Annotated in this window: 10 protein-coding genes; 5 read left to right on the forward strand and 5 right to left on the reverse strand. The window is 37.9% G+C overall.

Annotation, left to right across the window (positions count from 1 at the left end; translation table 11 throughout):
• Positions 1–396: 396 nt before the first annotated feature.
• Positions 397–3,306 carry a protein translocase subunit SecD gene (secD, locus tag ACYT6F_RS17965; RefSeq protein WP_472598988.1) on the reverse strand — a complete coding sequence of 970 codons (2,910 nt, stop codon included), beginning with the start codon at positions 3,304–3,306 and terminating at the stop codon, positions 397–399.
• 215 nt (positions 3,307–3,521) lie between these two features.
• Between secD and ACYT6F_RS17970 the strand changes: the two genes are divergently transcribed.
• On the forward strand, positions 3,522–4,883 hold the full coding sequence (locus ACYT6F_RS17970; RefSeq protein ID WP_472598989.1) for a PQQ-dependent sugar dehydrogenase: 1,362 nt from the start codon (positions 3,522–3,524) through the stop codon (positions 4,881–4,883).
• Between the two features lie 23 nt (positions 4,884–4,906).
• Here ACYT6F_RS17970 and ACYT6F_RS17975 read toward each other — a convergent pair whose 3' ends face one another.
• The 4 genes from ACYT6F_RS17975 to ACYT6F_RS17990 form a co-directional block, all read right to left on the reverse strand.
• Positions 4,907–6,121 carry a hypothetical protein gene (locus tag ACYT6F_RS17975; RefSeq protein ID WP_472598990.1) on the reverse strand — a complete coding sequence of 405 codons (1,215 nt, stop codon included), beginning with the start codon at positions 6,119–6,121 and terminating at the stop codon, positions 4,907–4,909.
• A gap of 4 nt (positions 6,122–6,125) precedes the next feature.
• The gene (gene hemN, locus ACYT6F_RS17980) at positions 6,126–7,484 is read right to left on the reverse strand and encodes an oxygen-independent coproporphyrinogen III oxidase (RefSeq protein WP_472598991.1); all 1,359 of its coding nucleotides are present in this window, start codon (positions 7,482–7,484) and stop codon (positions 6,126–6,128) included.
• A 124-nt stretch (positions 7,485–7,608) separates the two neighbouring features.
• Positions 7,609–8,631, reverse strand: coding sequence for a glycosyl hydrolase (locus ACYT6F_RS17985; RefSeq protein ID WP_472598992.1), 1,023 nt, complete (start codon positions 8,629–8,631; stop codon positions 7,609–7,611).
• A 57-nt stretch (positions 8,632–8,688) separates the two neighbouring features.
• Entirely contained in the window at positions 8,689–10,209 is a 1,521-nt protein-coding gene (locus ACYT6F_RS17990; RefSeq protein WP_472598993.1) for an APC family permease, read from the reverse strand.
• A gap of 165 nt (positions 10,210–10,374) precedes the next feature.
• Here ACYT6F_RS17990 and pnuC point away from each other — a divergent pair, with 165 nt between their 5' ends.
• The 4 genes from pnuC (at position 10,375) to mltG (ending at position 13,540) form a co-directional block, all read left to right on the forward strand.
• Entirely contained in the window at positions 10,375–11,049 is a 675-nt protein-coding gene (gene pnuC, locus ACYT6F_RS17995) for a nicotinamide riboside transporter PnuC (protein WP_472598994.1), read from the forward strand.
• Entirely contained in the window at positions 11,046–11,630 is a 585-nt protein-coding gene (locus tag ACYT6F_RS18000) for a hypothetical protein (RefSeq protein ID WP_472598995.1), read from the forward strand. Before pnuC ends, ACYT6F_RS18000 begins: the two co-directional genes overlap by 4 nt.
• 96 nt (positions 11,631–11,726) lie before the next feature.
• On the forward strand, positions 11,727–12,494 hold the full coding sequence (gene dapF, locus ACYT6F_RS18005; protein WP_472598996.1) for a diaminopimelate epimerase: 768 nt from the start codon (positions 11,727–11,729) through the stop codon (positions 12,492–12,494).
• A gap of 20 nt (positions 12,495–12,514) precedes the next feature.
• On the forward strand, positions 12,515–13,540 hold the full coding sequence (gene mltG, locus ACYT6F_RS18010) for an endolytic transglycosylase MltG (RefSeq protein ID WP_472598997.1): 1,026 nt from the start codon (positions 12,515–12,517) through the stop codon (positions 13,538–13,540).
• Positions 13,541–13,690 lie beyond the last annotated feature (150 nt).

Raw genomic sequence — 13,690 nt, forward strand, 5'->3', positions numbered from 1 at the left:
CCGGATTTGGAAGAAAACAGCAGCAGGGGAATAAAATCAGGGGCGATATCGGAGTATCAATTGAGCGTCTACCTTTATCCTGCTGCTTTTCTCTTTGTTATTATTTTTAACTAAAATAGTAATCTATATTTCTTAATACAAACTTACCATTGAGCGTCCTGTCTGAGCTCTTTTTAGTTTTCTGCGGCGCGGCTTCGCCGCGCCGCAGAAAACTAAAAAAGCGAGTAGCGAAAGCAGGAAAAAGCTCCTAATTGAGTTGAAGAGTTTGAGGGTTTGAGATTGTAGAGTGTGAGTTTATGAATTAACATAAATACAAACAGTAAGCAACCAGCAATCGACCGCAAACAAAAAAGCCTTTCACATGGGAAAGGCTTTCTTATTTATTGTAGTTTACTTTTATTTTGAAGCAAGTACTTCTTTGTTGGTCGTTGACTTACCGTGAACTTCGTCTTCCTTCCCTGTTTTCAGGAAGTCATAGGCAATAGCCGATGCTACGAAGATGGATGAATACGTACCGAAACCGATACCAATCAACATCGCAAACATGAATCCTCTTAAGTTATCTCCACCGAAAATGAAGATGGCTAAAATTACAAGGATCGTTGTAAATGAAGTGTTGAAGGTTCTACCCAATGTACTGGAAATAGAATCATCAAATAATCCTGCTAAGGTTAATGATTTCTTTTCTCTCAAGTATTCCCTGATCCTGTCAAAGATAATTACCGTATCATTGATGGAGTATCCTAATACCGTAAGGATCGCAGCGATGAAATCCTGGTTGATCTCCATATTGAAAGGCATGTATTTATGAAGCAATGAATATGCTCCTAAAATGATAACCGCATCGTGGAACAATGCCGCAACCGCTCCAAGAGAGAACTGCCATCTTCTGAATCGTACCAGAATATAGATAAAGATAATTCCTAAAGCTCCTAATACTGCATAAATACCGTGCGTTTGAATATCATCAGCAACAGAAGGACCTACTTTTTCAGAAGAAATAATTCCTGCATGCTCTTTATCTGCAGATTTAAAATCTTTTAACGTTGTTCCCGCAGGCAATTCTGATTTCAACCCTTCGTACAACTTCTGCTCAATAACCTGGTCTGCTTTTAAAGATTCGTCTTCGATAAGATAATCGGTAGAAATCTTCAATTGGTTGTTGCTTCCGAAAGTTTTGGCTTCCACAGAAGAGTTTTTACCATCTTCCGTTTTGAACATTGCCGTTAATTTCTTTTCGATATCTTCCGCTTTCACATCTCTGTCGAATCTTACTACATAGTTTCTACCACCTGTAAAGTCGATACCGTATTTGAAACCATGAGTAGCGATTGAAATGATACAAACTACCGTTAAAACAGCTGAGAAAATATAGGCATATTTTCTTTTTCCGATGAAGTCGATCCATGTATTTCTGAATAGATTCTTGGTAGCCGGCGTCCATACAGAAAGTCCTTTGCCTTTGCTCAATCTTGAGAAGATCATCACTCTAGAAAGCAATACGGACGTGAATAAAGTCATTGCCACCCCGATCATCAAGGTCAAAGCAAAACCTTTGATAGGTCCTGTTCCGAAGAAGAACAATACAACCGCCGTTAAGAAAGTAGTTGTGTGACCGTCAATAATCGCATTCAATGCATGTTTGAAACCGTCTTTATATGCTTCAAGGATACTTTTCCCTGCAAATAATTCTTCTTTTGTTCTTTCATAAATGATGACGTTCGTGTCGACCGCAACAGCCATCGTGAGAACGATACCCGCGATACCAGGAAGCGTAAGCGTAAAGTCGCCGGAATCCATAATACCGAAAATATAGAAAAGGTTGATGATCATTGCAATAACTGCATAAACACCTGCTCCGCCGTAATAGAAAATGATATATACGATGATAATTGCAAATGCGATCATGAATGACATTAAACCGGCATCAATAGACTCCTGACCTAAAGAAGGACCTACAACCGTAGCCTGAACCACTTTTGCACCTGCAGGCAATTTACCTGCTCCTAATACGTCCACAAGTTCTTTTGCTTCTTCCTGAGAGAAGTTACCGGAAATCTGTGTTCTACCGTTCGGAATTGCATTTACAACGTTCGGCGCTGTGTACACTCTGTTGTCAAGCGTTACGGCAACTGGTTTCCCAACGTTTTTCTCGGTTAAAGTTTTCCACTCTTTTGCTCCTTTGGAATCCATCTGCATATCTACCACTACTCTGCTCAGCTCGTCATAACCGATATTGGCAGTTTCCACGGCACCGTCTACAGGAGCTTTCTGGTTGATATTCCCTCTGATAGCATATAATACCAAGCTTTCAGCATCTGTAGCCTCCGGCTTGTACCCCCACATGAATTGGGTATATTTTATGTTGGCAGGGCGTAAAGACTGTGCTACTTTGCTGTTTAGGATTTTGTTTACAGCAGCAGTATCAGATAATTTTACGTTGGCTACACCATTGGTTCTTAATTTGTCAATGTGTAAAAGGTTTATGAAGTTTACATTCTTAGCAACTCCCATAGAATCACCTTTTGCAGCAACCATTGTAGTAATGGTCTGGAAATAGGGCGCAATTTCAGGAACCTGCTGTACTTCCCAGAACTGAAGTTTTGCAGAAGTCTGAAGCATCTTTTTCACTTTATCGATATCCTTCATCCCCGGCATCTCCACAGAAATTCTGGCTGTACCAGGAACTCTCTGAACATTGGGCTGGATGGCTCCCAGCTTATCGATTCTGGTTCTGATAACCTCAAAAGCCGTTCCTACGGATGCATCGATCTTTCTTCTAACAATAGCTTTTACCTGCTCATCAGGCGTGTTGTACTTTACTTCAGTAAGCGTAGTATTTCCGAAAAGTTCCGGATCTGCCAGCTTGAAGTTGGTACCTTTAGCTCTGTTAATCGCATCGAACTGCTCAAAGAAATTGTCGATGTACGGTTTGGTAGAATTCTTCTGAACTTCATCCGTTTTGTTCAAAGCCTCGATAAGAACAGGGTTCGTGGAATAATTGGTTAAATCATTCACAAGGTCTCTCTGGTTAATTTCCAAAAGGACGTTGATCCCTCCTTTCAAGTCAAGACCAAGTTTCATTTCCTTGTCTTTGGCTTTGGTGTAATAAAGTTTTGTGAATCCAAGATTCAGTGTATCCTTAGAAAGTCTTGCGATTTCTTTCTGATACTTCTCTGGATTATCTCCTGCAATAGCAGTCGCCTGCTTTTCAATTTTGCTGGCGTACCATGTTGGTAATAGCTCGTTTAAGCAAATCAACCCTAGTACAATAGCAACAATTGTAATAAGTCCTTTTCCTTGCATTTTGTTATAACTACGTTAAATTAAGTCGGCAAATATAATCATTTTCTTGAATTTTATGAATTTTTAACAACAGAAATCATTTATTTTCAGATATATCGGTATTCTTATTTTTATTTAAGATTTAATAATTTTTTCATGCTATTTTAACGAATATTATAAAGTTTTTATGGTACGAAATTTTCATTCTGATTTAATACACTAAATATCAAAATATTATGAAAAATCTACTTTTTTGTGCCGGTATCTTTTCTTTCAGCATTTTTAATGCACAAAGCATTAACCTGGAAGAGTTTGCAACCGGTTTTACGGCTCCGGTAGAAATCACCCACGCCAATGACAGCAGAATGTTTGTTGTACAGCAAAACGGCATCATTAAAATTGTACAGCCGGATGGCACGGTAAACTCCTCCAACTTCCTGAACATCAGCTCAAAAATTACTTATGGAGGTGAAAGAGGGCTTTTGGGACTCGCATTTCATCCGCAATACTCTACGAACGGGTATTTTTTTGTGTATTACAATGACACCAGCGGGAACATTACCGTTGCACGATACACCAGAAGTTCCAATCCTGATGTTGCTGATGCGACGACAGAAAAAATCATTTTAAACCAGCCGAAACCATTCGACAATCATAACGGCGGAAGCATCCATTTTGCGCCTGACGGCTATTTATGGATTGTTACAGGAGATGGAGGAAGTGGCGGCGATCCCAACAACAATGGGCAGAATAAAAATTCTCTGCTGGGAAAGATGTTACGGTTAGACATCAATTCTACCGGGCCTTACAATATTCCTCCCGATAATCCTTTTGTGGGAACCGACGGTGCTGATGAAGTCTGGGCTTACGGACTGAGAAATGCATGGAAATTCAATTTTGATACCGTTTCCGGCAACGTAATGATCGCAGATGTGGGACAGGGTAATATTGAAGAGATCAACAGAATGCCCCTTACACAAGCCGGAATCAATTATGGATGGAGATGTTACGAAGGAAACAATGCGTACAATACTTCAGGATGTGCGGCACAATCTACCATGACTTTCCCTGTTGCAGCCTATAATCATTCAGGTGGAAGGTGCTCGATTACGGGAGGATATGTTTACAGAGGTACACAATATCCTGCACTGCAGGGAAAATATATTTTTGCCGATTACTGCTCTACCCAGATCGGAATTCTGAATAACGATGATTCCATTACCTGGTCGGCAGCATTTTCCGGAAATAATTTTTCAACCTTCGGAATTAACAATCAGAACGAACTTTTTGCAGCAGCAGTGAATAATGGCAAGATATTCAGAATCACCACGTCTACGTTAGGCACAAACGAAAACGAGCTTTCAACACAGATAAAAATTTATCCGAATCCGGCTTCGAAAACAGTTTTCATTGAAGGAATTAAAGATAAAAACACAACGGCTGACATCACTAATGCTGAAGGAAGAAAAGTTGTGGAAAAGGCAAAAATCGAAAGCGATAACAGCTTAAATATTTCAGGAATACCGGCCGGAGTTTATTTCATTCATCTGAATTCCGGTAATCAGAAATCATACAGTAAAAAATTAATTATTAAATAGTTCAGACTGTTCTGTAAAGAGCTTCAGTCAGTTTTGACTGGAGCTTTTTTTAAAAAATACAACACGAGAATCACAGGCAGGATAAGAAGTAATTTTACAGCAATAGAAAATCTTTCTTTCTCACCATCAAACAATTGAGTTGGAATTAAAGAAACAAAAAGGAAAGCAGTTATAAAAAATACAGTTTCCCAAATTGATAATTGTTTCTGTTGTTCATTCTTATTGTCCCAGTTGTTTTTTAAGCTCAAAATCCAGAATCCCAGAAACAGAATCATATATGGAAATGTCCAGATTCTATAGGTGTCATATGCTATTGAATGCAGGATCAACGGCAGACCTGTAATTAAAATCAGTATAACAAATAAGGGAACATTCTTTTTTAATTTAAATTCTTTAAAAATCATCCATAAACAAAAAAGAATAGGAATTCCATAAAATATTGTTGCTTTCGAAATAAAAACTCTCTGTATAAAATGCCCGTGCTCTTCTTTGAAATAATACGTAAAACTTTTGGTATAAGCTGAACAGACAGAACCTGCTACACCCTCTGAAATTGAGGAGTTTTTTAAATAGGAAAAGATCTGAGCATAGTAATCTCCTCCGCTGATTTCCTGATAAAAAGAAATAAAAAGTGCGGTAAGAAAAGGTAAGCTTAAAAATAAAATGAGCCTTTTTAAAATATTGCCGGAAAAAATATTTTTAATTGAAAAATTCCCTTCCCGAATTTGATTTACAATGATTGCAAAACAGCACACAGGGAGCATTAAAAAAACCGAAATTTCATGAATAAAAATACTGAAAACCGCGACCAGCGACGCCAGAAACATTTTATTCCGTGTTATGAGATCAACTGCTAAAATGGTCAGCAGAAAAATAACGTGATCCAGATACCCTATCAAATGGGCAGAAAAAACCGCGTATTGTGAAAGCAGGAAAATGACAAAAAACAATATCCTGTAAAAACTTTTTGCATTTCTCAGAGTTTCCTGAAAAGCAATTTTCACAAGTAAAAAATACAGTGCAGCCAATATTACGATTGAAAGAACAGTAATAGACAGTGTATTTTTTTCAGATAAAAATCCGAATATTTCCCCAGCCAGCCCTCTTTTGATAAACCCGAACCTGTAATCTAATAACCAATGAGACTGTGCCCATTGGTTCGGTATTCTTATCGTTTTAGAAACACTGAAAATCAGTGCGTATAAATAAAGAAATATCAGAAGAAATTTCCTGTACATAAAATCAGATCGTCATGGAGAAAATCCTGGTTTCCGGTTTATTTCTCATCATTCTGAGATCAAAAACCATGGCTACATTTCTCGTAAAAGCACGTCCTTTTTCTGTAATCTGGATATGGTGACCATTTATTTCCACCAATTCATCATTCTCCATTTCCTTCAGCATTCCAAAAGCATTTTCAAGCTCGGGAAAGGAATTATTGATATCAAAAGTTGTTTCAAGCTGGCACATCAGGTTCAGAATATGCCTTCTTACCGTAAGATCTTCATTATTGAGGATATGGCCTTTCACGACAGGAATATGTCCTTCTTCCACGATTTTCTGATATTCTTCCACCGTTTTTACATTTTGGGCAAAAGCATACCACGAGTCTGAAATGGCCGACATTCCCAGACCAACCATCAATTGGGTTTTGCTGGAAGTATACCCCATGAAATTTCGGTGTAACTTTTTTTGGATAAGTGATTGATAGAGATCATCATGCTCAAGCGAAAAATGATCCATCCCAACTTCGATATAGCCTAATTCTTCCAGTAATTTTTTACCGTCTTCATACAAACGGCGTTTTTCCTCACCGCTCGGAAGATCGTTTTCATCAAAACCTCTCTGTCCTACTCCTTTTACCCACGGAACGTGTGCGTAGGAATAAAAAGCAAGACGGTCCGGTTTAAGTTCCATCGTTTTTCGGATGGTATATTCCATCGCTTCCCAGGATTGATGCGGAAGTCCGAAAACAAGATCGTGGCTTATTCCTCTGTAGCCGATTTCCCTTGCCCATTCCGTTACTCTCTGTACATTTTCAAAAGGCTGGATCCTGTTGATCGCTTTCTGAACTTTAAGGTCGTAATCCTGCACGCCGAAGCTTACTCTTCTGAATCCGAGAGCATACAGGGTCTGAAGATGCTCTCTCGTGGTATTATTGGGATGCCCTTCAAATGAGAACTCCTGATCTTCCGCAATTTCAACGGTTTCAAAAATTCCCTCCAGTAAAGTTTTAAGGTTTTGCGGTGAAAAGAAAGTCGGCGTTCCGCCTCCCAGGTGAAGTTCTTTCAGCTTAGGCTTTTCACTAAAAAGGTTAAGATACAGCTGCCATTCTTTCAGTACACTTTCCAGGTAAGGAATTTCAACACTATGCTGTTTGGTAATACGTTTGTGGCAGGCACAAAAAGTACACAATGCCTCACAGAAAGGCAAATGAATATAGATAGAAATCCCTTCTTCTGCATTCGATTCGTTAAAGGTTCTGATGACACTCTGCTTCCACAATTCCGGAGAAAAACCGCTTTCGTCCCAATAAGGAACGGTAGGATATGATGTATATCTGGGACCGGGAATATTATATTTATCTATTAAAGAATTCATTTTCGATTTAAAATTAATGAACTTTCAACAAGTTTCATACTGCAAAATTACGCATAACTGATGAATTTTTAACCATGAAATATATTAGGCCTTTTTCAGAAATTTGTAACCAATCTAAATTCTTTCAGAATATAAGTTTCATTAATGAAATTCTGTCTTTTCCTGCAAAAACAACGGTATTATCATCAATCCATTGGCAGACGAAAAATCCCTTTTCATCAGAAATCTTTCTCCATGTTTTTCCGAAATCTGATGAATAGCTGATATGCTGATCTCCAACAGAAATAATTTCTTTTCCTGCGGAACCTGGTTTAATTTTTACACAAGTCATATAACCTGCATTTTCCCCGGAAGCCTGAATCTGCCAGCTTTCACCACCACTATTGGTTGTGGCGATATTATTGATGTTGGCTTCCTGCTTGGTATAATCTCCTCCTGCTACAATCCCGAATCGGGATACAGGATCAATATCCAAAGAATATATTCCGGTTGAAGAACTGCCATTAACAAAGTTCACTTCTTTTCCGTACAATTTTTCACCCATTTTATAGGAATAAAACTGTCGCGATCTTTTGCCGCCTGTCACAAACCAGAATTCTTCATTATGAATAAAAACGTTTGAATTGCTTGCAGCAAAGGCAGCTTCCCCTTCTCCTATTTCAAATGATGTTTCACAAGGCAAATTTTCCCAGCTTTTACCGCTGTTTCTTGTTATTACGATATTCATGCATTTTCCGTAAGGATCGCCCAGTGCAATGCCATTTTCTCCTGAAAAAGCAAGCGCATCATAAAAAGCATTTTTGGCGGTATCGGTATGAACGATCTGATATTTCAAACTTTTTTTATCAATTTTAAAAAAATAAGCAGGACTCTCAATATTAATTGCGTAAAAATGTTTTTTATCCTGAGCCAGCGTCCGAAACTGCAGTTTTTGTTCAGATAATCTGATCTGTTTCTGATTTTCAGAATTTTTTAAATCAACATATCCGAATTTGGAATCGGTACCACTGTACCAAATCTTATTGTCATAGATCTGCAAAGCACGGATGCTTATTTTATCATTTAAAATAGTTTTAAAACTTTCTATCTTTTGAGAGAATGAAAATACTCCGAAGAATAAAAATAAGAATGGTATTGTTTTTTTCATAGATAACAAAAATAAAAAATCCACAGAATTCTGTGGATTTATTTGATTATATTGTTTTTACAGATCCAGATCCGTTTTTTGTAGAGGTTCCTGTTCAGCTTTGAACGTTTCGCCATAACCTACTTTGTGAAGTTTACTGTGTCTGAGACTGTAGGTGAAATAAATAATTACCCCTAAAGCAAGCCATGCCATTGAAAGGTATTTAGCCTCGTGGCTAAGGTTCCAGATCAGATAAATATTGATACAGATTCCCAGAGTAGCAATTACAGGAAGTGCAGGAACTTTAAATGTTCTTGGCATGTTAGGCTCTTTCTTTCTTAAGATCCACACTGCAACACAAACCATTGTAAACGCGAATAAAGTACCGAAACTTGTCATATCTGCCAATTTACTGATCGGTGTAAATGCTGCTACCGTTGCAATGATGATTCCCAAAAGCATTAAACTTTTTGCAGGTGTTTTTCTTACCGGATGCACATCGCTGAACATTTTAGGAATAAGGCCATCTTTAGACATTCCTAAGAAAATTCTTGACTGTCCCATAATCATCACCATTAATACGGAGATCAGACCTACGGTTGCTGCAATGGTAATGATATACCCTGCCCAGCCTTGTCCTGCGATTTCAAATGCATAAGCAACGGGAGCTTTAATAGCGTCCGGATATTTCCCCTGCGGATTAAAGTCCGAGTAATGCATCATCCCCGTTAAAACAAGAGATACGAGAATATAAAGTCCTGTACAAACCAAAAGTGACACAATAATTGCAAAAGGCACATCTTTTTTAGGATTGATTGCTTCTCCCGCCTGTGTGGAAACAGCATCAAAACCTACATAAGCAAAGAAGATTGCAGCGGCTCCCGAAATAATCCCCTGAATACCGTAAGCTTCTTTCAGGTTTTCCCCTTCTTTCACCATTGTAGCAGCAGGAATGAAAGGATCCCAGTTATCTGTGTTAATAAAGAATACCCCCGCAATAATTACGAAAAGAACTGCAGAAACCTTCATAATTACGATAAGGTTATTTGCTTTAGCCGCTTCTTTGGTTCCTTTGATAAGGATAGAAATTACAAAAAGTACAATAAGGAAAGCCGGCAGATTCATCGAAAAACCTTCTCCCGTGTAACTTGCAGGATCTGAGGTAAGGTAATCAGGAAGATGCAGCCCGAACATTTTTAATAACTTATTAAAATATCCCGACCAGGAAACTGCTACCGTCATAGATCCCATCGCGTATTCGAGGATGAGCCCCCAACCGATGACCCAGGCAAAGATTTCGCCCACAGTTCCGTACGCATACGCATACGCTGAACCCTCAACAGGGAGAATAGATGCAAATTCCGAGTAACATAATGCTGCAAATACACAAGCAATTCCTGCAATAATAAAGGAAAGAGCCAATGCAGGTCCTGCATGATAATAGGCTCCGGTACCTGTAAGTACGAAAATTCCTCCTCCAATGATAGCACCGATCCCGATAGCCGTAAGACTCCATTTACCGAGTACTCTTTTGAGCTGACTGCTTTTCATATCGTTTTCGAAAGCACTCATCGGTTTCTTGGTCCAAATTTTAGACATATTTTATTATTTATTAAAGATTTACGAAAATATAAAAATTTTAGAAACCTTAACGTTTATTAGTAGATTTTCGTCATTTATTTTACCAAAAGGCTGATAAAAAACTGATTTTCATATTATTTAAATCATTTTAAAGTGTGCCTTTTTTTGTTTATTTTTGATCTCATGAATCTATATGAGCTTTTCGTAAAGCCCTACGAAACCTACACAAACCTGCAGATTTTCCTTGAAGCCTTCGCTACTGTATTCGGAATTCTAAGTGTTTATTTTTCCATTAAAAAGAATATCTGGGTGTATCCTACCGGTATTATTTCGACACTGATTTATGTATATATTCTTTTCAATTTCGGGCTGTTGGGAGACTGTATGATTAATGTTTATTATACCATAATGAGTATTTACGGGTGGATTCTGTGGGCAAAAACCTCGGAAGACCATGTTCATGTGGAGGTTTCATGGGCTACAAAAAAAGAATGGCTGTACGGGATTTTACTTTTTGCCTTAAGTTTAATCTTAGTAACTGTAGTGTATTATTATAAACCGTACATCGACAACAGTTTTTCAATGGAAAACGTCAGTCTGGGCTTATACCATCTGGATTGGGGCAACTGGCTTGATGTTGTAACTACTTCCGTATTTCTGGTCGGAATGTGGTTTATGGCAAAAAGACGTATTGAAAACTGGATCTTCTGGATCATTGGGGATTTTATCTGCATTCCGATGATGATTTATAAAGGTCTCGGTATCACTTCGGTTCAATATTTGGTATTTACTATAATGGCAATCCAGGGCTATATTACCTGGAAGGAAAGTTTAAGAAAAAAGTCAGAAAAGTCATGAAAAATTTATTAAAAATAGCATTCAGCGTTGTAACGATAGCAAGTTTGGCATCGTGTACAGCATATACAGATCCTTACGCAAGTACATACGGAGATCCGTACTATGATAACGGATATTATTACGCTCCTCAGGGATATTACGGCGGAGACGGATATTGGGGAAACGACGGGTATTATTACCGGAACAATATGAACTATTATTATGATAACGGCATGCCGTATTACTATCAGAACTATAATAATTCAAGACGAAAAGTTTATATTGAAAGAAGGTCTGATGGGGCAACAACCTCTGCAAGACCTAATAACGGATTCAGAGGAGGTGTAAATGACGGTACTTCCAATAATAACGGAAGCTTCAGAAACAGTAACAAACAGAATAACAGCCAAAGACCAAACAACGGCTTCAGGAACCAGCAGCAGAATACGCAAAAGCCTCAAAGCAACAGCGGAGGCTTCAGAAATAACTCTTCGGGCAATTCTAACAACGGTGGTTTCAGGAACAGTTCAGGATCTACAAACCAGCAAGCTCCTTCACAGCCGAATACCAATCGGAATACCAATGGAGGCGGATTTAGATAAAACGATTATAAATAAGAAGACGGGCAGCTAACACTGTCCGTTTTTTATTTTAATTGTAGTAATTTTGCCAGCTTAATTTAGATAAATATCAGCTCCATGGAATTTTACAAATATCAGGGTACAGGAAATGATTTCATAATGATTGACAACCGTTCGGGAGAATGGGATGATCTTTCAGTTGCCAGTATTCAGAAACTTTGTCACCGCCGCTTCGGAATCGGTGCAGATGGACTGATTAAAATAAATAAGGCAGAGGGATTTGATTTTGAAGTGGATTATTATAATTCAGACGGTTCAAAAAGCTTTTGCGGAAACGGTGCCCGCTGCTCAGTGGCCTTTGCTTTTTTCCTTGATATTTTTGAAGGTAAATGCAACTTTACAGCTATTGACGGAGCGCATGAAGCGGAAATTCATAACGGAATTGTAAAACTGAAAATGAATGATGTGGAAACCATTTCGCAGGATGGCAGCGATACTGTGATGGACACCGGCTCGCCACATTACGTCAAATATGTTGAAGATCTCGTTAATTATAATGTTTTTGCAGAAGGAAGCGGAATCAGAAATTCCGAAAATTACAGAGAAAAAGGAATCAACGTGAACTTTGTGGAAAAAATTAATGACGGAGAGATATTTGTAAGAACCTATGAACGAGGTGTTGAGGACGAAACTTACAGTTGCGGTACCGGAGTTACGGCTTCGGCTTTAACTTTTCTTCAAAATAACAATCTAATTTCCGTGAATGTACAGACTTTAGGAGGAAATCTTAAAGTGTATGCTGAAAAAAATGGAAATTCTTTCACAAACATATGGCTGGAAGGTCCTGCAAAACAAGTTTTTAAGGGAAAAACAGACCTTTTATAAAAAATATAATCAAACGGTACATGAAAAAAGCTATACTCATCATTATCCTGCTTGTTGTTGTGATAGGTGGATTTTTTGGTTTTAGGTTTTATACTAAATATTACGGGAATAATATTAAAAAGGACGGATATGTTTTAATTCCCCACAATGCCGGTTTTAAACAGATTTTAGATTCTGCCGCAAAATATGTGGATAATAAAGAAGCCTTTGAAGCAGTAGCTCAAGAAAAAGATCTGGAAAAATATTTCAAACCGGGGCGCTATCATTTTCAGAAAGGATTGGGAAATGCTCATCTTGTGAATATGATCAAAGCGGGAAATCAAAGTGAGAACAGCTTTAGAATCGGTGATTTCGGAGACGTTTATCAGATGCTTGGTAAAGTAACCAAAAAAACGGAACTGGATTCTTTACAATTTGTAAAAGGACTGAACACCATTGCGGCTGAAAAAGGGTACAACAGCGCAGAAGATCTTAAAAAATATTTCTTTATCGATACGTATAACTTTTTCTGGACGGTAACACCGGAAGAATTTTTCAGGAAGTTTAACGATCAGTATAACGAGTTCTGGAATTCTGAAAGAAAAGCAAAAGAGCAGCAGTCAGGTCTTACAAGAGAACAGATTTATGCATTAGCTTCTATTGTTTATAAAGAATCCGGCGGTAAAAAGGATGAAATGAAAACGATTGCAGGGCTTTATCTTAACCGTTACAGAAAAGGAATGAAATTACAGTCGGACCCAACGGTAATTTATGCCATTAATAAACAGACTAATTTCCAACAACCCATTAAAAGGGTTTTCTATAAACATTTATCTACGCCATCTCCCTATAATACCTACGCCAATAAAGGTATTCCTCCCGGGCCTATTTGTGTAGTAGATAAAAATTCTGTAGACGCAGTTTTAAATGCTGAAAAAAACGATTATATTTTTATGTGTGCCGATCCTGCCAGATTAGGATACCACAAATTTACCGCCAGTGCAGAGCTGCATGCCGTTAATGCAAAGGCATACCAGGACTGGCTGAATTCAAATAATATAAAATAATAATCATAATTAACTTTTTTTAACAATTTAATAATTAACATTTCGCGTTTTAAAGCGACATATATATTTACAAATAATAAATTAGGCTTAATATTTGAAGTTAGCATCAATTGATAATTTCATAATATTAAGAGAAATCTTTCACGATTT

The sequence above is a fragment of the Chryseobacterium sp. NG-CE01 genome (assembly GCF_055695505.1).

Coding starts and splice junctions, on each gene's coding strand:
- secD (WP_472598988.1), bottom strand. CDS start 3,306: ATGCAAGGAAAAGGACTTATTACAATTGTTGCTATTGTACTAGGGTTG.
- ACYT6F_RS17970 (WP_472598989.1), top strand. CDS start 3,522: ATGAAAAATCTACTTTTTTGTGCCGGTATCTTTTCTTTCAGCATTTTT.
- ACYT6F_RS17975 (WP_472598990.1), bottom strand. CDS start 6,121: ATGTACAGGAAATTTCTTCTGATATTTCTTTATTTATACGCACTGATT.
- hemN (WP_472598991.1), bottom strand. CDS start 7,484: ATGAATTCTTTAATAGATAAATATAATATTCCCGGTCCCAGATATACA.
- ACYT6F_RS17985 (WP_472598992.1), bottom strand. CDS start 8,631: ATGAAAAAAACAATACCATTCTTATTTTTATTCTTCGGAGTATTTTCA.
- ACYT6F_RS17990 (WP_472598993.1), bottom strand. CDS start 10,209: ATGTCTAAAATTTGGACCAAGAAACCGATGAGTGCTTTCGAAAACGAT.
- pnuC (WP_472598994.1), top strand. CDS start 10,375: ATGAATCTATATGAGCTTTTCGTAAAGCCCTACGAAACCTACACAAAC.
- ACYT6F_RS18000 (WP_472598995.1), top strand. CDS start 11,046: ATGAAAAATTTATTAAAAATAGCATTCAGCGTTGTAACGATAGCAAGT.
- dapF (WP_472598996.1), top strand. CDS start 11,727: ATGGAATTTTACAAATATCAGGGTACAGGAAATGATTTCATAATGATT.
- mltG (WP_472598997.1), top strand. CDS start 12,515: ATGAAAAAAGCTATACTCATCATTATCCTGCTTGTTGTTGTGATAGGT.